We start from the raw sequence: 18,729 nt of genomic DNA, 5'->3' as shown, positions 1-18,729 counted from the left end.
TTGTCGAGCTATTGAAGTCCGACAAGGCTTTTGAAAGTAAAATCCAACATGAATTAAGCCTTATTTCTTTTTTTCATCAAGGCTAATTCGTGAGCTGTATCATAATAACTACGAAGGTTGGACCAATCAAAAGTATCTGAAATACTCTCAACTCGGTTTCTTTGCGTAATTCTTTCTCTTTGAGACTGTTGCGTAAATTTGAATAAATTATTAGCCAACTGTTCTACCGACTCTTGGTAAGTTTGAGATTTACGATTGACTACGCTTACACCCCACTGTTCATAATCACGCATGATTTGCATGATATAATCCCCAAAGCCAGAAAGGTCTGAAGTAACGGTAGGCACTCCTCTAGCCATACATTCTAACGGAGTATATCCCCATGGTTCATAATAACTAGGGAAGACTCCTAAATGGCATCCACGAACAAATTGACTATAGTCCAATCCAAACAAAGGATTGGTAGAAACGATAAAATCGGGATGGTAAACAATCTTAACTTTATCTTCAGGGTTGTTCAATAAATTAGTACGGTGTAAGTTTCGGATGATATCATCTTCTTGTTTCAACAAGTGAGTCACCACTTTGGGTCTAGAAGTAGACTTCCAAGTTTGAACCGTTCTTCTTAGACGAAGTCGCCAGTATTCATCCACAAAATTATTTAAATCAGGAAGTTGTAAGTTGTTGGAAGATGCCGCAGCCAAAAACAATTTTTCTCCTACTTCTTTTTCAATGGCTGAGCAGTTTTCTCTGATTTCATCCAAGACAGCTCTGGAGTGTAACACTTCTGGGTCAATGGAATGGTAAGGCTGTTTGGTGACAAAAAACATCACTACTGTTTTTTTGGAACCAATTTCCTTCATTTTTTGATTTAACAAGGCAAGGGCGTCAAGCGTTAAATCGTAACCTTTATTGCTATATTCAAATCTCCCCGATGTAAATAAGTATAAGGTTTGATCAAGGTCAAAAGCTTGACTTTGGAAAAAATGCCCCATGACAAATTCAGAAAGATTCTGTTTGTATTTGGAGTGCAAATTTTGGTGTTCATGCAAAGCCGCAAAGCGTTGGATATTTAATCCATTTGGCAAGATGAGTTCTGGTATTCGACCTAGGAAATATTGACATTCTTTAGCTGTGATATCACTGACCGTAGTTAGCACATCTGCCTTTTGGGCGGCTTGTCTTTCAAAACTAGCTTGCGCTTCAATACCATAATTGACAGCTTCTTTGTACCAGTCAAAGGTATCAATGACATCATAGAAATTAGGAACGTTTCCTGCCAAATATCGACCAAGCATGGTAGCATGCGTGGTAAATACAGTCGAGATTTTTACTTTTTCTTTCTTTAAATCGGGTAAACAAGTAGAGGCCATCCATTCATGAAAATGAACGATTAGGTCTTTTTTATTTTGATTTTCCTGGGCCCATTTACCAATGAATAGACGGATTAATTCTCCTAATGCAATGGTCTGATTCACTAATTCTTCTACGCCTAAGGTAGAGATTTTATGGTTCTCCCAAATTCGACCTTTAATGGCATTGATTTGATCATAAATGGAAGCTATGTCGAATAAGATGATTTTAGGCTTACCGGTAATGAGCCAATTGCCATAATGAACTTGATAACCTTGCTCTCTCATCCATAATATGGCTCTTTCCATGGGAGTATCTTCTCCTACAGGTAAAGCTTCGAATTCAGCGGCAGCTGTTTGAGGGAAATAAGGCCCTAATAAAGCATAATCATCTCCCCATTTTTCAACCATGGAAGGGACCTTGGTGCGAATAACTGTATAAATTCCACCAACTTGATTACATGTTTCCCAAGCTACTTCGACTAAGAATTTCTTTTTAACTACGGGCTTTCTTGTTTTAACTTCGTTCGTCATAGTGAAAATGATTTAAGACATGTAAGAGGCACTTTCTATTACTTCCGTTTTACCATTCTTGGTAATAGTGAAATTAAAGCCTTTTTGGATAGAATAAGCGCCATATTCCCCTTTTTTATTCATGGCTAGATAGCCAACTTGAAATTCTTGGTATTTATATCGTTTGACAATTCGCATAATCGCCTCTTCACAAGCTTGTTGTGGACTTTTACCTTGTCGCATGAATTCCACAATTAAAAAAGACCCCAAGGTTTTCATGACAAATTCCCCTAAACCAGTGGCGCAAGCACCACCTACTTCATCGTCGCAAAATACGGCTCCACCGATAATCGGGGAGTCTCCTACACGTCCATGCATTTTAAAGGCCATGCCGCTAGTAGAACAGGCACCAGCGATTTCCCCAGCCTTACCTAAAGCTAATAAACCTATCGTGTCATGGCGTTCAATATTTACTTTGGGTTCGTATTTGGCTTTCTTTTTCCATTCAAGCCATACTTGTTTAGATTTCTCAGTCAATAGATTTTGCTTCTTAAAACCTTGTGATAAAGCGAACTCTAAGGCTCCTTCACCAGATAGCATCACGTGTGGCGTTTTTTCCATCACGGCTCTAGCAACTGATATTGGGTGCATGATATGTTCCAAGAAAGTAACGGATCCCGCATTGCCAAGGTGATCCATGATGCAAGCATCTAATGTGACATGTCCATCACGATCAGGATAGCCTCCATAACCCACCGTGGTCTCATTGGGGTCAGCTTCTGGTACCCAAGCTCCTGCTTCTACACCATCTAATGCTTTACCCGTTTCCATGATTTTTTGATAACCAGCTAGGGTACCTTTTTCATTTTTCCAGGTAGCAATGATGATGGGTTCTGGGACGCTCGTATTTTGTTCTAATAATGCTGGACTTGCTAGTCCCAATATTCCAGTAGTTTGTAAAAATGATCTTCTTTTCATTCAAATTTTATGGCCACGCCCTCGTAAGAAATAATTTTGTTTGTTGATTGAATAACAAATGTGTAAAATTGTCTTTCCAAAGTAAAAAAAAATCTTTGAATTTTCATCTTCAAATTCGTGCCCAACGTATCAATGAGACAATTTAAATCCTTTTTCCCTTTAATCGTTACCTTAATCTGGACTTATGCGTTGCATACCAATTGGGGTACCTTACCTCCGATGGGTAAATTACTAAGTCCTTTTCATGGATTTTGGGTCAATGCAGAAAAAGCAGATGCTTCCGAACAAACGGAAGAAAATCTGCAAATTCCAGGTTTGTTGGAACCCGTTCAGGTCTTGTATGATGAAATGGCGATACCCCATGTTTTTGCTAAAAATGACCATGATTTATATTTAGCACAAGGTTATCTGACTGCCAAAGACCGTTTGTGGCAAATGGAATTTCAAACCCATTTTGCAGGAGGAAGAATATCGGAAATTGTGGGGTCCAAAGGAATGGCTTCGGATCAATTTCAACGAAGGATGGGTGCTGTCTACGGGGCAGAACAATCCTTGAAAGGAATGGTGGAAGATCCCCTGGCAAAAGCGTCATTAGAGGCATATACTGATGGGGTAAATGCCTACATAGAAAGCTTAAATGATCGAACATTACCTTTGGAATATAAATTGTTGAATTATCGTCCAGAGAAATGGGAACCTTTAAAAAGTGCGCTATTTTTAAAGAATATGTCATTTGTTTTGGCTTCGGGTACAGATGATTTAAAAATGACCAATATTTTGAGAAAATACGGTCGGGAAGTAGCCGAACACTTATTTCCCAATTATCCTTTTGAGGAAAGTCCAATCATTCCAGAAGGTACACCATTGGATTTCAAACCGTTACCTATTCCAGCAGCCCCGGCTGATTTTATTGGCCTTGGAAGTACTATGAGAACTCCAGAAAAAGACCCTAATACGGGTTCTAATAACTGGGCGGTAGCTGGAAATAAGACCATTTCAGGCATGCCTATTTTGGCCAATGATCCGCATTTAACCCTATCGTTGCCTTCTATCTGGTATCAAATGCAATTGGTTGCACCAGGAATTAACGTGTATGGTTCCACCATGCCTGGATCTCCCAATGTCATTGCCGGTTTTAATAAGAACATCGCTTGGGGAGTTACCAATGTGGGTTCTGATGTGATGGATTGGTATCAAATAAAATTTAAGGATGCATCTAAGCGGGAGTATTGGCACGATGGAAAATGGAAGAAAACCACCATGCGGATTGAGCGATTTAAAGTTAGAGGAGAAGATGATTTTGTAGATACCGTATTTTTTACTCACCATGGACCTGTGGTTTATTTGAGCCATGAAAAACCTTTTCGATCAAATATTCCTGTTGGTCATGCTTTAAAGTGGATTGCCTTGGAAAAATCGAGCGAAGTTTCGGCTTTTTATCAGTTGAATCGCGCAGCGAATTATGAGGAATATAAAGCCGCCATTACCCATTTTTCGGCTCCTGCTCAAAACTTTGTATTTGCTAGTAATCAAGGAGATATAGCACTTTGGGTCAATGGTAAATTTCCTTTGAAATCGAATTTACAGGGTAAATATTTACTCGATGGTACTGATCCAGCAGCAGATTGGAAGGGTTATATTCCACATGATCATGATCCTCATGTAAAAAATCCTCCAAGAGGATTTGTAAGCTCAGCTAACCAGTTTTCTGTGGATAAGAGCTATCCTTATTATTTAGGATGGCAATTTGCCCCTTCCGAACGTGGAAGAAGAATTAATGAGCGTTTGACAGCCATGAGTAAAGCTACTGTTGATTCTTTACGAGGATTGCAAAACGATAATTTCAACATTCGAGCACGTCGATTATTGCCATTATTATTGCCACTTGTAAGTAATCCCAACCCTCAAATGGCAGCTGCATTAGATGTACTTAAAAAATGGGATTTGCAAAATTCCAAAGAGTCCATTGGAGCAACCATCTTTGAAAACTGGGTGATTTTATTGCAGTCTTCTCTTTGGGATGATGAATTCAATGCAGATGAAAAGGCCCCAATGAATATTCCGACAGTTGATAGAACATTGAAATTAATTATTGAAGAACCTACAGCTATTTGGTGGGACAATGTGAAAACAAAAAATAAAAAGGAAAGTATGGCTGATATCATTCGTACTTCTTTTCAAGCGAATATAGATAGCTTAACCAAGCTACATGGTCCATTGGGGGCAGATTGGGTGTGGTATAAACACAAGCAAACTGGGGTTCGCCATTTAATACCAGGTATGGATGCTTTGAGTCGACTCAATATTCCAATAGGTGGAGGCGGGTCTATTGTGAATGCCTCTACAACGAAAACTGGCCCTTCTTGGAGATTGGTGGTGGAATTGTCCAAATCAGGTAACCCAAATGCCTATGGTGTATATCCTGGTGGACAATCAGGAAATCCGGGTAGCTCCCATTATGATGATTTAATCGATACTTGGGCAAAAGGAGAGTTGAGACCACTCTTGTTTTTGAATCAACCTGACCAAAAAACCAATCGAATTCGTAAAAAAATGATATTAACTAAGTAATTATGGCACAACGTAAAATGAATACATCTTTTGCCCTCACAGTGGTGCTCATCATGGTCATTGTGGGAGGATTAGTTCAAACTTATTTACCTTGGTATTCCATGGGGATTGCCTTTGGGATCATTTCCTTCTTTTTAGCTATACCTAGTAAATCAGCCTTTTTAATCGGCTTGGCTTCGGGTTTTGTTTTATGGGCATTAGCGGCAGTATGGATGGACAGTCAATTCCCTAGTACCTTACCTTCCCGCATGGCACAAATTTTACCAGTTGGTGGAAGTGTAGTCATTTTATACTTGGTAACAGGTGTATTTGGTGGGTTAACAGGAGCTTTATGGTCTTGGGCAGGCTCAAAATTGAGAGGAACTCATTGAAAATTGTAATTTTTTAGGACAACTGAATAAGACCTTGTATCTTTACGTCCTAGTCATTTTTAAACATTATACCCCGTGAAAAATCTTCATTATGCTTGGTTAGTAGTTTTAACTTTTGCCATTGCCTATTTGTACTTTAAACCATCAGGATCATCTGCAGGAATTGGTGCGACTACCACTGACGGAAAGAGAATCGTTTTTGTTAATTCTGATTCCCTGTTGAACAATTACCAATTCTACAAAGACGCTCAAAAAGAGTTTGAAAATAAAGGATATCGTTTACAAGTTGATTTAGGTCAAAAAGAACGTGCACTTCAAGGAGAATTGCAAGCGATTCAACAACGTGCTTCTGCTATGACTCAAGCAGAATTACAAGCAGCTGACATGACTTTGAAAAAGAAAGGAGCAGAGTTGCAACAATATAGCCAGCAAAAGCAAGCTGAGCTTGGTCAAGAACAAGCAAAGAAAAACGAAGAGTTATACAATAACATTCGTGAATATATCACTAAAGTGAATAAAGAGAACAAATACGAATTCGTTTTGGGTTATTCTAAATTAGGTGGCGGTATTTTATTTGCCGATGCATCTGTAGATGTGACTCAAAAAATGATTGAAGGTTTGAACAAAGAATACGCTGCCAAGAAAACAGGTAAGTAATCTTTTAAACTCGAAAAAGCCACGCAGTGAATCTGTGTGGCTTTTTTATTTGTAGCATTATGGCAAGAGAAAAAATTCAAAAGAAAGTTGAAATCCAGAATAGAAGGGCTTCTTTTGAATATGCATTTTTAGAAACTTGGACAGCAGGATTGGTATTGACCGGTACGGAGATTAAATCGATCCGTCAAGGGAAAGCTAATCTAACGGATGCCTATTGTCTTTTTATGCAAGATGAATTGTATGTGAGAAATATGCATATTTCCACCTATGAGGAAGGGACTCATTTCAATCATACACCGCTTCGAGATAGGAAGTTATTACTGTCAAAAAGAGAGCTAAAGAAGCTTCAAAAGGAATTAAAGAATGTGGGTCTGACCATCATTCCTACCCGTTTATTTATTTCGGACAAAGGTTATGCCAAATTAAACATAGCATTAGCCAAAGGTAAAAAGAGTTTCGATAAACGTGAAGATATTAAGGAGAAGGATGTCAAACGCGAAATGGCTAGGCAATTAACCTAAGCTTTGTTTCTAAAACGCTTAGCAATCTTTACAGCTGCCATAATGAGTATTCCGAATAGGGTGAATCCCAGCAATCCATAAAGCCAATCTAGGCTGTTTTTCCCGACAACTAAAAATACGACTGAAACCAATAAAATAGTTGCAATCTCATTGAAAAGGCGAAGTTGGGGGCCAGAGAAAATAAAATTCTTTTGGCGAAATTGTAAGATTATATAGCGGCAATAAAAATGGTAAATGGTTATTCCAATGACAAAGCCGAGCTTTAGGTGTAACCAAGTATGTTGTCCAAATCCATCCCACCATTGGAGGTAAATCAAGCTCAAACCTGTCAACCAAGTCAAAAACATGGCTGGAATCATGATGGCATTGAATAAGACCTTCTGCATTTTTTCGAATTGCGTAGAAAGAATGCTGCGTTCGGGTTCCGATTTATCCTGAGATTCTGCGTGATATACCAATAGACGGGGCAAATAGAACAATCCAGCAAACCAACTTACCACAAAAATAATGTGCAGTGATTTTATAATTGGATAGATCATGGTCTTTGGTAGCGTTTGAAAAAACTATTGACTTTTAGTTGTATAACCCCAAAGATAGCTTCTTTGAAAATATTGGCCGACATTTTACTTTCTCCTTTCGTTCGATCGGTGAATATGATGGGAACTTCAATAATTTTGAATCCATATTTCCAAGTTGTGAATTTCATTTCAACTTGGAATGCATAGCCGATGAATTTGATTTCGTGAAGGGGTATAGTTTCAAGTACTTTTCTTCGATAACAAACAAATCCTGCTGTAGCATCTTGGATGGGCATTCCGGTAATAGAACGAACGTAAAATCCAGCAAAATAAGACATTAATACACGCCCTATTGGCCAATTAACCACATTAACTCCATTGATATATCTTGAACCAATGGACATGTCAGCACCTTGTTCACATGCTTGATACAATCGAACTAAATCATCGGGATTATGGGAGAAATCAGCATCCATTTCAAAGATATAATCGTATTGTCTTTCAATACAATAGTTAAATCCAGCAATGTAGGCGGTACCTAATCCTAATTTACCCTGACGTTCGATTATGTGAAGTCGATCAGTAAAAGTTGTTTGTAGCTGTTTTACTACCTGTGCAGTACCATCAGGTGAGCCATCGTCAACAATGAGTAAATCGAATAAAGGATCTAGGCTCATTACCTTTTCGATAATGGCTTGGATATTTTCAATTTCATTATAGGTCGGGATGATGACAATCCTCGAATTCATAAATTTAATTTTTTTGGTAGCAAAAACATTCAGTAATGTGGTCATTAACCAGGCCTGCAGCTTGCATAAACGAATAGCAAATGGTAGGGCCTACGAATTTGAAACCGTGTTTCTTCAGGGATTTGCTCATGGCTAGTGAGAGCTCCGTACTGCTAGGTAATTCTTGATGGCTGAAGAAGTGGTTTTGTATGGGGTTAAACCCTACAAATTCCCAAATGTAGCGGTCAAAGCTACCAAATTTTTCCTGAATTTTGATAAATGCTTGCGCATTCATTTTAACAGCATTGATTTTTAATCGATTTCGAATAATTTTTGGATTTTTGAGACATTCCTCTAATTTTTCATCCTTCCATTGAGCAATTTCTTGATAATCAAACTGATTGAAAGCTTCTCTGAAATCTTCTCTTTTACGAAGTATGGTAATCCAGCTCAATCCAGATTGAAAACCTTCTAGGATTAAAAGTTCAAACAGCTTTTGTTCATCATGAAGGGGTTTGCCCCATTCGGTATCATGGTAGGCGATATAGAGAGGGTCAGAAGAAACCCATGCGCATCGAGTTTGATTCGTCATATCATTCAATTAGGTTGCAAGCAAGTGAATTTATGGGGATTTGCCTTGTTAAAAACTGATAAATTCACAAATTCAGAATTCTAAGGAGTGGTAGAACCAATTCTTTCAAAATAATTTTTACCTTTGGCATTAGATTAAGGTGTGTGATTTTTTCTTAAAGATTTTCACTTAATAGGGAATTTGGTAAAAGCCAAAACTGTCCTCGCAACTGTAAGTTTTTGTAAAACATTTATCAAATCAAGGCCACTGGATTTTCTGGGAAGGCAGATAAATGATGAAAACGAGTCAGGAGACCTGCCTTTTTCGATTCTTGATGTCGCATTACGGAGGATGAGACGATATTGAGCGTTCGAGTATTTTTTCAATTTTATAGCCGAGAGGCTAAACATCATGTTTCATTTTAAATCGCAATGCTTGGCATTGGGGGCAATCTTATTCCCTAGCGCCGTGGTTTTTGCTCAGCAATCTGCTGACTCACAATTATTGTCAGAGGTACAAGTTGCTGCGCCTAAGTATCCCCAAAAATTAAACCAAACAGGGAAAGTCGTAAGTATAATTAGTCGAGCCCAACTAGACCAAATGACAGGTAAAAGCTTAGCAGAAGTCTTACAAAGTCAAGTGGGAATTTCTGTTAATGGGGCTAGAAGTGCTCCAGGATCTAATCAAGAAATCTATGTTCGTGGTGCTAACACGGGACATGTATTATTATTGATTGATGGTTTTCCAGTGAATGATCCGTCACATATTTCGCAAGTGATGGATTGGAATTTATTGGATATCAGTTCATTGGAACGAATTGAAATTTTGAAAGGAGGACAGTCAACTTTGTATGGCTCTGATGCCATGGCAGGAGTTATCAATTTGGTAACGCAAAAGCCCAGTTCAAAGCAGGTTCAAGGTAAAGTTCAAATTCAAGTTGGAAGTATAGGTGAATTGAATACGACGGCTCAAGTTCGTGGTTCAATCGCAAAAAATTTATGGAACATTCAAGTTCGAGATTTTATCAGCCAAGGGTATTCAGCTGCAAAAGATACAATGGGAACATTTGAAAAAGATGGATTTCGTCAACAGCAGGTACATGTGGGTTGGTCGAGACCAATTGGTGAAAAGTCCTGGTTGGATGTTTATTATCAATGGAATGCGAATAAAAGTAATTTAGATGCTGGTCCATATGCAGATGAAAAAGATTATACAGCCAAAGCAAATTCTAGTTCATTACGTATGCAATATCAGTACAAAGGGGATCATCTTACTTGGTATTTGCGTGCTTTCCATGAAGTTATTCATCGAGAATTTACTAATGACTCTACTTTTATAGCTGCCAATGCTTGGACCAATTTTTCACATTCAACCTATGAAGGCAAAAGTCAAGGTCTTGAATGGTATGGCAAGTGGTCATTGGGTAGGGAATTTGTATTGTTAGCAGGTACCGAGTATAGATATCAAAATACCTTACAATCCGACTATTCGATTAGTGCTTATGGTCGATATGACTCACCTTCATTAGCTCCTGAAAAAGCGAATCAATCTATTTGGGCTACATATGCCACAGTTCAAAAGAATTGGGATATGGGAGGAATTGAGATGGGGACTCGTTGGAATAAGTCGTCCAATTTTGGAGATTTCACCACTTTTACCATCAATCCATATGTGTTTTTAACGAAAAGCTGGAAGTTGTTCGCAAATGTCAATTCAGGATTTAAGGTGCCTTCTTTGTACCAATTATATTCTCCTTATGGTAATAGTGTATTGAAACCTGAATTAGGAACAACCTTGGAATTTGGATTATCTATTGCTAAGCCAGCTTGGTCGGCAAGGATTGTAGGATTTCAAAACTCAGTCAAGGATGGGATTGTATTTCAATCAAAGAATGTAGATCCATACGGTCAATATGTTAATGTCTCAAAACAAAATACGCAAGGAATAGAAGTGGAAGGGGGGTATCGTAAGGGTAGCTTTAATTCTACTTTGAACTATACATTTTTGGATGGAAACTTGACGAATAAATTTGCTGGAAAAGATAGTACGTATTCATCCTTGATTAGACGACCAGCTCATGCTTTGGTGTTAAATTTAGGATATCAAATTAATGCTAAATGGCAAGTGTCATTATTGCACCATTGGCAAGCAAGAAGGACGGATTTTGTATATGATGAGGCATTATTTAGTGTCGTTTCAAAGGAATTGAAACCTTATGTTTGGGCAGAAATCCAAAGTAGTTATCAGGTGAATAAGCATGTACAATTTAATCTCTTAATCAAGAATTTGTACAATCAAGCTTTCGTCGAATCATATGGCTATTCGACACAACCAATGAATTTATTACTGGCATTCAAGTATCAGTGGTAATTGCCTTTTTTTCAACGCTGTCAAGGTTCTAAACCTTGCCAGCGTTAGGCAAAATTATGTTTTTCCAGCTTTTAAAGTCGACCAAAAACTGATATTATTTTAATAATATCAAGACATTGATTTTTTCAATTAAATATCAATAAGTCGTTGGATTTTTTAAGAAAAAATGGGCAGTTTTACCAACGCTGTCAAGGTTCAAAACCTTGACAGCGTTAATGATTTTACGGTTTAAACCGCTCATAGACATCTTTCCCAGAAATAGGGTCTTTCCCGAATAATTCTATGTAATTAACGGAAGGCATGAATTTACTTTCATCCACACTAACAAAGATACGTTTCAATACTTGTAGTCTCCCATTGATGGGAAAAAGGGCAATAGGTACCCCTTTTGGATCGAGTTTAACAACAAATTTTCTTTTACGATATGCTAAGAAATAACCTTCATAGGAAGGTTCTATTTCACTCGTTATTTTATTGGTATATAACCCATAGGCCAAGGTCTTTTGAATGGAAGATAGTTCTTCTTGTTGGCCTTTTTCTGCATATCGAATCCAATAGGTGTGTACTGGATTTTTGGTATGAAGGGCTTTGTTGGCTGTTAAATTCGCATCATAAACCACCACATTTGAGTTAGAGCTCCGTTGGATATAGAATAAGCGAATGGCACTTTCAGGTGGATTTGGGAATATTTCACCTGTGGCTAATACAGGGACTGTTCCCCATACTAGACACATAAAAATGCGAATAAAAGCAGACGGTAGATTCAATGTAATTCCTAGAATGAAATAAAAAAATGATTATTGTTTTTCCATCTTTTCAACGATTTCCTCAGATATACCTACGCAAGAAAATCCACCATCGTGAAATAAGTTTTGCATAGTTACTTTGCGAGTTAAATCAGAAAATAAGGTGATGACATAATCGGCGCATTCATCGGCAGTAGCATTGCCTAAAGGAGACATTTGATTAGCATATTCATAAAATGCATTGAAGCCACTAATACCTGTTCCCGCCGTAGTTTTAGTAGGCGACTGAGAAACGGTATTGATACGAACACCTTTAGCTTTACCATAATGGTAGCCATAAGATCTTGCAATTGATTCTAGCATGGCTTTTGCTTGAGCCATGTCCGTATAATCAGGAAATGAACGTTGAGCTGCAATGTAAGAAAGTGCTACAACAGAACCTCCTTGAGCAATGGCATCTTTTTTCTGAGCTACTTGTAGCATTTTGTGAAATGAAAGCGCAGATACATCCAATGATTTTAAAAACCATTCGTAGTTCAAATCTCCATACTCACGTCCTTTACGAATATTAGTACTCATTCCAATGGAGTGTAGTACAAAATCAATTGGTCCACCTAAAAATTCAATGGACTCATCGTATAATTTTTCTAAGTCTTCAATCGACGTGGCATCAGCACCAATTACTTTAGCGCCGCATTTTTCAGCTAGGTGATTGATTTCGCCCATACGCATAGCGAGTGGTGCATTGGTCAAGGTGAAAGTGGCTCCCTCTTCGTGAGCTCTTTCTGCAATTTTCCAGGCAATGGAATCTTCGTTTAATGCGCCAGAAATAATACCTCTTTTTCCTTTTAGTAATTGATATGCCATAAGAAGCGATCTAGATCGATTGAAATTTTGTGATTTTGCCTCCAAAGTAACGAATTTTTTCTCAGAATAGAATGGATTTATCTATCTCAAATACCATTCTATTTGCTGAATGGGTTGTTATTTAGAAAATTATGCGTAAATTGCAGAGGAAATTTAAGAAATGAAGAGGGGTTTTTAATCCCTCTTTTTGTTTTCAATTGAAAAAGCATGGGTGATTTATCAGAAAAAATTAGGGAGTGGTTGTTGGCTTATGTGGGGGAGGGTCCTATTTTTTTAGTGGATTTACAGGTTTCTCAAGGCGCCAAGCGTAGTCTAGTAACCATATTAGTTGACACATTAGAAGGGATATCCATTGATGAATGTGCATTGTTGAGCCGTAAGTTGGCTCACCACATCGAAGAGAATATGTGGATTGAGGAAGCGTATAATTTAGAAGTTTCTTCTCCTGGTTTAGATTTTCCTTTAACACAGGGTTGGCAGTTTCAAAAGAACATAGGTCGCAAGGTCAAAGTTTGGATGAAAAAAGAAGGTCAAGTAGAAGGTGTGCTGTTAGCTTATAAGGAAGATTCGATTGAAATATTAACAGAAAAAACGCTGAAACATCGCGTGATTGTGGCAAAAGAATCCACGTGGTTTCCTTTGGCAGAAATAGATAAAATTAAAGTACAAGTGTCATTTCAATAAAAAAAGAGAGATAGCAATGAACAGTGTTGAATTAATTTCGTCATTTGCAGAGTTTGCTCGGGAAAAGAACATTGATAAACCGTCCATGATTGCGGTTTTGGAGGATGTGTTTCGTACCATGATTCGCAAGAAATTTGGTTCCGATGAAAACTTCAATGTGATTATTAATCCCGAGAGTGGCGATTTAGAGATGTGGCGTACACGTGAAATCGTGGACGATAATTCGGAAGATATTTGGGATTTTGATAAAATTCCTTTGTCTGAAGCGAAATTAATCGAGCCCGATTTTGAGATTGGAGAAGAAGTAGCTGAATTGATTAAACTAGAGGATTTCGGTCGTCGTGTGGTTCAAACGGCTCGTCAGACCTTGATCCAGAAGATTAAGGATATAGAAAAAGAAAGTCTTTATGATAAATATAAGGACTTAGTTGGTGAATTAGTAAGCTCTGAGGTATACCAAATTTTAGGTCGCGAGTTGATCTTATTGGATAGCGAAGACAATGAATTGATTTTACCAAAAACGGAAATGATTCCTAAGGATCGTTTCAAGAAGGGAGAAACAATTAAAGCGATTATCCATAAGGTAGAAATGGCGAATGGTACTCCACGTATTATCCTTTCTCGTATTTCACCCGTATTTTTGGAGCGGTTGTTTGAGCAAGAGATTCCAGAAATATATGATGGGACTATCACGATTCGTAAGATTGTTCGTGAACCAGGTGAGCGTGCCAAAGTAGCTGTAGAATCTTACGATGATCGTATTGATCCAGTTGGAGCTTGTGTGGGTATGAAAGGATCTCGTATTCATGGAATCGTTCGTGAATTACAGAATGAAAATATTGACGTGATTAACTTCACTGATAATTTAGAGTTATTAGTCGCTAGAACATTAAGTCCAGCGAAATTGAACTCGATGACAATTGATAAAGAGCGTAAGCGTATTTCGGTATTCTTAAATTCGGATCAAGTGTCTATGGCGATCGGTCGTGGAGGTCAAAACATTAAGTTAGCAGGTAAGTTAGTTGGATATGAAATTGACGTCTTCCGTGATGTTCCTAAGGATGAATTGGACGAGGAGGATGTAGAATTGAATGAATTCTCTGACGACATTGACGCTTGGATTTTGGATGAGCTACACAAGATTGGTTTGGATACAGCCAAGCAGGTTTTAGCTTTATCTAAGGAAGAATTAGAGCGCAGAACAGAGTTGGAAGAGGAGACGATCGAAGATATCTTATCGATTCTTCGTGCTGAATTTGAGTAAGTTGTAACACATTGAATGAATTATAGTATTTTGTAATTTTTATGGCAGAAGAAAAGACAATGCGATTGAGCCTTGTAGCAAAACAAATAAACGTGGGGACGTCTACGATCCTTCAGTTTCTTTCTGCTAAGGGTCACAAAATTGATAATAACCCAAATGCCAAATTAAATTTTGAGCAGCTTAGCTTATTGGCTAGAGAATATGATGCGAATCATATTTTGGAAGCTTCTGAAGCGCCTAAAAAAGCTGTTGAAGAAGTAGTTGTGCCAGAACCTGTTGTTGTGGTCGAGGAGAAAAAACCTGAGCCAGCCCCTGTTGTAGAGGTTGTAGCTCCAGCTCCGGAACCTGTTAAAGTTGTTGAAGTTCCCGTAGTGGAGGTTGCAAAACCTGAACCAGTACAAGAAGAGGAACCAAGACCTATGGGTTTAAAAGTTTTGGGTAGAATCGATTTAGACAAAAAAGGCCATCCTATTGCGCCAAAGCCAGTTGAGAAACAAGTGGAGGCGCCGAAAGTAGTAGAAGAAAAAGTAGTTGAGCCAGTGGTGCCCGTTGTGCCTGAAGCTCAAGTAGAGCCAGTTAAAGAAGTGGTTGAACCTGTTAAGGAAGAACCAAAACCTGTAGCTCCAGTAGCACCTGTTGTTCCTCCAGTAGTGGAGTCAACCACACCAGATATTGAGTTGATTGAAGCGAAAGGGGAGACCCTTAAAGGTTTAACGGTATTAGGTAAAATTGAATTACCTACACCAAGTGATCGCTCGGGTGACAAAAAGCACAAGAGAAAGCGTATTATTAAAGAAGAAAAGAGACCTGTTTCTAATGATACTCCGAATCGTCCGGCACCAGCTGGAGGAGGAGGCGACTTCAAGAAAAAGGATTTCGGAAAGAAACCAGCTGCTCCAGGTGCTAAACCAGGAGGACCTAAGGAAGAACTTTCTGATAAAGATATTCAAGAGCAGATTAAAGCAACGATGGCTCGCTTGCAAGGTGCAACCAACAAGCAAAGCTTTGGTGCGGATAAACGACGTGTTAAGCGTAGAGAGCGTGCAGAAGCAGATGAGGCTCGTCAATTAGCTGAAGATGAAGAATCAAAAATCTTAAAAGTAACCGAATTTATTTCAGCAAGTGATTTAGCTTCTTTGATGGATGTATCTGTCAATGAAGTAATTTCTACTTGTATGAGTTTGGGTATGTTCGTTTCGATCAATCAGCGTTTAGATGCCGAAGCGATTACCATTATTGCAGATGAGTTTGGATTTGAAGTGAGTTTTATTTCAGCAGAAGAAGAAATCGATGCTGTTGAAGTAGAAATTGAAGATGATCCGGCTGATTTAGTTCCAAGAGCACCAATTGTGACCATCATGGGTCACGTTGACCACGGTAAAACATCCTTATTGGATTATATCCGTCGTGCCAAAGTAGCTGCAGGTGAAGCTGGAGGTATTACTCAACATATTGGAGCTTATTCGGTTCAAACAGAATCGGGTAAGAAAGTAACATTCTTAGATACGCCTGGTCACGAAGCCTTTACAGCGATGCGTGCAAGGGGTGCTAAAATTACAGACGTTGTAATTATTGTAATTGCGGCGGATGATTCTGTGATGCCACAAACCAAAGAGGCTATTAACCATGCTATGGTGGCTGGTGTACCTATTGTATTTGCTTTTTCTAAAGTAGATAAAGATGGTGCAAATCCAGACAAAGTTCGTGAGGAGTTAGCTGCCATGAATATGTTAGTGGAAGATTGGGGTGGTAAATACCAATGTCAAGAAATTTCTTCTAAATCAGGATTAGGTATTGATGATTTATTGGAAAAGGTATTGTTGGAAGCAGAATTGCTCGATTTAAAAGCCAATCCAAATAAAAAAGCTATCGGTTCTGTCATTGAAGCAGAATTAGACAAAGGCCGTGGTTATGTGACTACGCTTTTAATTCAAGCTGGTACTTTGAACATTGGAGATATGATGTTGGCTGGTGATAACTATGGTCGTGTAAAGGCTATGTTTGACCACCACGGAAATAAAATTAAAAAAGCGGGTCCATCTACACCTGTTCAAGTATTAGGTTTAAATGGAGCTCCTCAAGCAGGTGATAAATTACTATGTTTAGAGAATGAGCGTGAAGCTCGTGAAATTGCTAATAAGCGTGAGCAAATTTTACGTGAGCAATCATTACGTACTAGAAAACACATTACTTTAGAAGAGATTGGTCGCCGTAAGGCAATCGGGACCTTCCGTGAATTGAATGTGATTGTGAAAGGTGACGTGGATGGTTCCGTAGAAGCTTTGTCTGATTCCTTATTAAAGCTATCTACTGAAGAAGTTCAGGTGAGAATTATTCACAAAGGAGTAGGTCAGGTTTCAGAATCTGATGTGGCTTTGGCTTCTACTTCAGATGCGGTAATTATTGCGTTCCAAGTTCGCCCGTCTGTGAATGCCCGTAAATTGGCTGAAGCTGAGCAGATTGAAATTAGAAACTATTCCATTATCTACCAAGCAATCGATGAAATCAAGGCGGCTATGGAAGGTATGTTGGCTCCAACATTTGAAGAAGTTATTACTTCGAATATTGAAGTGCGTGATGTATTCAAAATTTCAAAAATTGGTACAGTAGCGGGTTGTTATGTATTGGATGGAACGGTTAAACGTGCCAATAAGATTCGTGTAATTCGTGACTTTGTGGTGGTACATGAAGGTGAAATTTCAGCCTTGAAACGTTTCAAAGATGATGTAGCCGAAGTTAAATTTGGATATGAATGTGGATTGTCTGTTAAGAACTTCAATGATTTAGAAGTTGGAGACACCATTGAGTGTTATGAAATGAAGGAAGTAAAACGTACCTTAAAATAGGATTTTAAGGTATTAAATATAAAAAGGCCGATTCGAAAGAATCGGCCTTTTTTGTAATAGAAAGGAAGTTGTTTTATTTATCTAATAATTGTTTCAAATTAACAGTCCTAAAAAAGACAATTACGAGAGATATAAATACTCCGAAAAATAGGAATCCAATAGTAATTAGACTTCGTTTTGGTTCAGATTTTTCAAGGGCAACTTGTGCTGGTTCTAATACTTTAAATACAGGGGTTTCTCTTTGTATTTTAACTGCTGCATCGGCCATTTGAGTACTGATACTGGAATAGATATTGAATGCCAAATCAACCTCATATTGGAGTTTCTTTTCTTGATCTTTGGCTACTTGTAAGAAAGTATTTCGATGTTGGTCTTTATAGGTGGATAATCTACTTAAAGCATTGTCGTACGTTTTTCTAGATTCAGCATGTCGATCTTGTAAAAATTTCAATTCTTTTCTTGCTTTTTCTGTTCGATAACTTGAAACATATTTTGTCAAGTAATTCTGAGTGAAATTAATAAGCATGGCTGTAGCAATAGGATCAGTTAATTTGACGATAATTGTTACCATCCCATTTTTTTTGTCCGTTTCAGCAGAAATTCTATTTCTTAAATTGGTAATTCCTATTAATTCCAACCGACTAAGATTGATTAGTTCAGGTGATAAGCCTTCTTTAGGAATAGTTAAAGCCTCTTCTTCTTTTCGCTTAGATTTATCTTTGGAGAAGATTTGAATTGGGGGCAGTTCAGGGGAAGTAACAATGTAATCAAATACAGTCATCCATTTTTTTCTTTTTTGAACAAACACCTTGCTCTTTAAAGCTTCTCGAAGAAACGGAGTACTTTGTAATACACTTGGATATATTTCTGGTCTAACAACATCTACACCTGACCCTCCACCTATATCAACCCCAGCCAAACCAGCCAATGATTTAAGTCCTCCTAAATTGCTCCCACTAGATTTAGCATCAATTTCTGGTAACAATTTTACATTGGATTGATATTCATTAGGAATGGTTAATGAATAAACAGCCCCTAAAGCCGCAAAGGTTACCGATATAGCCGCAATTAAAATGAAATGAGATTTGATGGCTTGAAAGATTTCAGCTATGTTAATAGAGATTTCCTCTTGTTCAATTGGACTATTATGTATGCTATCTTTGGACATTAAT

At 38.1% G+C, this 18,729-nt stretch carries 16 protein-coding genes and 1 riboswitch; of the genes, 8 read left to right on the top strand and 8 right to left on the bottom strand.

Annotated elements, in window-relative coordinates; genetic code table 11:
* Positions 1–53: 53 nt before the first annotated feature.
* Together HME7025_RS10890 and HME7025_RS10885 are read right to left on the bottom strand one after the other, a co-directional pair.
* The gene (locus tag HME7025_RS10890; RefSeq protein WP_109323938.1) at positions 54–1,886 is read right to left on the bottom strand and encodes a glycosyltransferase; all 1,833 of its coding nucleotides are present in this window, start codon (positions 1,884–1,886) and stop codon (positions 54–56) included.
* A 12-nt stretch (positions 1,887–1,898) separates the two neighbouring features.
* The gene (locus HME7025_RS10885; RefSeq protein ID WP_109323937.1) at positions 1,899–2,843 is read right to left on the bottom strand and encodes a N(4)-(beta-N-acetylglucosaminyl)-L-asparaginase; all 945 of its coding nucleotides are present in this window, start codon (positions 2,841–2,843) and stop codon (positions 1,899–1,901) included.
* A gap of 132 nt (positions 2,844–2,975) precedes the next feature.
* On the opposite strand from HME7025_RS10885, the gene HME7025_RS10880 reads away from it, so the two are divergent.
* The 4 genes from HME7025_RS10880 (at position 2,976) to smpB (ending at position 6,963) form a co-directional block, all read left to right on the top strand.
* On the top strand, positions 2,976–5,414 hold the full coding sequence (locus tag HME7025_RS10880; protein WP_109323936.1) for a penicillin acylase family protein: 2,439 nt from the start codon (positions 2,976–2,978) through the stop codon (positions 5,412–5,414).
* A 2-nt stretch (positions 5,415–5,416) separates the two neighbouring features.
* A complete protein-coding gene (locus tag HME7025_RS10875; RefSeq protein WP_109323935.1) occupies positions 5,417–5,785 on the top strand; it encodes a hypothetical protein in 369 nt (122 codons plus the stop codon).
* 75 nt (positions 5,786–5,860) lie between these two features.
* A complete protein-coding gene (locus HME7025_RS10870) occupies positions 5,861–6,442 on the top strand; it encodes an OmpH family outer membrane protein (protein WP_109323934.1) in 582 nt (193 codons plus the stop codon).
* A 59-nt stretch (positions 6,443–6,501) separates the two neighbouring features.
* On the top strand, positions 6,502–6,963 hold the full coding sequence (gene smpB, locus HME7025_RS10865) for an SsrA-binding protein SmpB (protein WP_109323933.1): 462 nt from the start codon (positions 6,502–6,504) through the stop codon (positions 6,961–6,963).
* Here smpB and HME7025_RS10860 read toward each other — a convergent pair.
* Genes HME7025_RS10860 through HME7025_RS10850 form a run of 3 tightly spaced genes read right to left on the bottom strand, consistent with a single transcriptional unit; the run spans position 6,960 to position 8,801 of the window.
* Positions 6,960–7,502 (bottom strand): CopD family protein, encoded by a 543-nt coding sequence (locus HME7025_RS10860; protein WP_109323932.1) that lies wholly within the window; start codon positions 7,500–7,502, stop codon positions 6,960–6,962. The two genes, smpB and HME7025_RS10860, sit on opposite strands and share 4 nt — an antisense overlap.
* Positions 7,499–8,230: a polyprenol monophosphomannose synthase gene (locus tag HME7025_RS10855; protein WP_109325409.1), complete on the bottom strand. Its 732-nt coding sequence runs from the start codon at positions 8,228–8,230 to the stop codon at positions 7,499–7,501. Before HME7025_RS10855 ends, HME7025_RS10860 begins: the two co-directional genes overlap by 4 nt.
* Before the next feature lie 4 nt (positions 8,231–8,234).
* A complete protein-coding gene (locus tag HME7025_RS10850; protein WP_109323930.1) occupies positions 8,235–8,801 on the bottom strand; it encodes a DNA-3-methyladenine glycosylase I in 567 nt (188 codons plus the stop codon).
* Between the two features lie 120 nt (positions 8,802–8,921).
* A riboswitch (cobalamin riboswitch) is annotated at positions 8,922–9,117 on the top strand.
* A 74-nt stretch (positions 9,118–9,191) separates the two neighbouring features.
* On the opposite strand from HME7025_RS10850, the gene HME7025_RS10845 reads away from it, so the two are divergent.
* A complete protein-coding gene (locus HME7025_RS10845; protein ID WP_109323929.1) occupies positions 9,192–11,150 on the top strand; it encodes a TonB-dependent receptor plug domain-containing protein in 1,959 nt (652 codons plus the stop codon).
* A gap of 221 nt (positions 11,151–11,371) precedes the next feature.
* Here HME7025_RS10845 and HME7025_RS10840 read toward each other — a convergent pair whose 3' ends face one another.
* Together HME7025_RS10840 and HME7025_RS10835 are read right to left on the bottom strand one after the other, a co-directional pair.
* Entirely contained in the window at positions 11,372–11,884 is a 513-nt protein-coding gene (locus tag HME7025_RS10840) for a DUF4833 domain-containing protein (RefSeq protein ID WP_109323928.1), read from the bottom strand.
* Positions 11,885–11,947: 63 nt separating this feature from the next.
* Positions 11,948–12,763, bottom strand: coding sequence for an enoyl-ACP reductase FabI (locus HME7025_RS10835; RefSeq protein WP_109323925.1), 816 nt, complete (start codon positions 12,761–12,763; stop codon positions 11,948–11,950).
* Between the two features lie 207 nt (positions 12,764–12,970).
* On the opposite strand from HME7025_RS10835, the gene HME7025_RS10830 reads away from it, so the two are divergent.
* From HME7025_RS10830 to infB, 3 genes are read left to right on the top strand one after another with little or no spacing between them, the layout of a single operon-like run.
* Positions 12,971–13,447, top strand: a complete 477-nt coding sequence (locus tag HME7025_RS10830) for a ribosome maturation factor RimP (protein ID WP_109323923.1) — start codon at positions 12,971–12,973, stop codon at positions 13,445–13,447.
* A gap of 16 nt (positions 13,448–13,463) precedes the next feature.
* Entirely contained in the window at positions 13,464–14,711 is a 1,248-nt protein-coding gene (gene nusA, locus HME7025_RS10825) for a transcription termination factor NusA (RefSeq protein ID WP_109323922.1), read from the top strand.
* A gap of 41 nt (positions 14,712–14,752) precedes the next feature.
* Positions 14,753–17,557: a translation initiation factor IF-2 gene (gene infB / locus HME7025_RS10820; protein WP_109323921.1), complete on the top strand. Its 2,805-nt coding sequence runs from the start codon at positions 14,753–14,755 to the stop codon at positions 17,555–17,557.
* Between the two features lie 73 nt (positions 17,558–17,630).
* Here infB and HME7025_RS10815 read toward each other — a convergent pair whose 3' ends face one another.
* On the bottom strand, positions 17,631–18,725 hold the full coding sequence (locus HME7025_RS10815; RefSeq protein ID WP_109323920.1) for a Wzz/FepE/Etk N-terminal domain-containing protein: 1,095 nt from the start codon (positions 18,723–18,725) through the stop codon (positions 17,631–17,633).
* Between the last annotated feature and the right edge of the window lie 4 nt (positions 18,726–18,729).

Source organism: Aquirufa nivalisilvae, from assembly GCF_003143535.1.
Classification (GTDB): domain Bacteria; phylum Bacteroidota; class Bacteroidia; order Cytophagales; family Spirosomataceae; genus Aquirufa; species Aquirufa nivalisilvae.
This window is presented reverse-complemented; position numbering and strand designations above follow the sequence as displayed.

Excerpts from the sequence above, each read along its gene's own strand:
- HME7025_RS10850 (WP_109323930.1), bottom strand. The coding sequence starts at position 8,801 with ATGACGAATCAAACTCGATGCGCATGGGTTTCTTCTGACCCTCTCTAT.
- HME7025_RS10860 (WP_109323932.1), bottom strand. The coding sequence starts at position 7,502 with ATGATCTATCCAATTATAAAATCACTGCACATTATTTTTGTGGTAAGT.
- HME7025_RS10880 (WP_109323936.1), top strand. The coding sequence starts at position 2,976 with ATGAGACAATTTAAATCCTTTTTCCCTTTAATCGTTACCTTAATCTGG.
- HME7025_RS10845 (WP_109323929.1), top strand. The coding sequence starts at position 9,192 with ATGTTTCATTTTAAATCGCAATGCTTGGCATTGGGGGCAATCTTATTC.
- HME7025_RS10890 (WP_109323938.1), bottom strand. The coding sequence starts at position 1,886 with ATGACGAACGAAGTTAAAACAAGAAAGCCCGTAGTTAAAAAGAAATTC.
- HME7025_RS10835 (WP_109323925.1), bottom strand. The coding sequence starts at position 12,763 with ATGGCATATCAATTACTAAAAGGAAAAAGAGGTATTATTTCTGGCGCA.
- nusA (WP_109323922.1), top strand. The coding sequence starts at position 13,464 with ATGAACAGTGTTGAATTAATTTCGTCATTTGCAGAGTTTGCTCGGGAA.
- HME7025_RS10855 (WP_109325409.1), bottom strand. The coding sequence starts at position 8,230 with ATGAATTCGAGGATTGTCATCATCCCGACCTATAATGAAATTGAAAAT.
- HME7025_RS10815 (WP_109323920.1), bottom strand. The coding sequence starts at position 18,725 with ATGTCCAAAGATAGCATACATAATAGTCCAATTGAACAAGAGGAAATC.
- HME7025_RS10840 (WP_109323928.1), bottom strand. The coding sequence starts at position 11,884 with ATGTGTCTAGTATGGGGAACAGTCCCTGTATTAGCCACAGGTGAAATA.
- HME7025_RS10830 (WP_109323923.1), top strand. The coding sequence starts at position 12,971 with ATGGGTGATTTATCAGAAAAAATTAGGGAGTGGTTGTTGGCTTATGTG.
- infB (WP_109323921.1), top strand. The coding sequence starts at position 14,753 with ATGGCAGAAGAAAAGACAATGCGATTGAGCCTTGTAGCAAAACAAATA.
- HME7025_RS10875 (WP_109323935.1), top strand. The coding sequence starts at position 5,417 with ATGGCACAACGTAAAATGAATACATCTTTTGCCCTCACAGTGGTGCTC.
- smpB (WP_109323933.1), top strand. The coding sequence starts at position 6,502 with ATGGCAAGAGAAAAAATTCAAAAGAAAGTTGAAATCCAGAATAGAAGG.
- HME7025_RS10885 (WP_109323937.1), bottom strand. The coding sequence starts at position 2,843 with ATGAAAAGAAGATCATTTTTACAAACTACTGGAATATTGGGACTAGCA.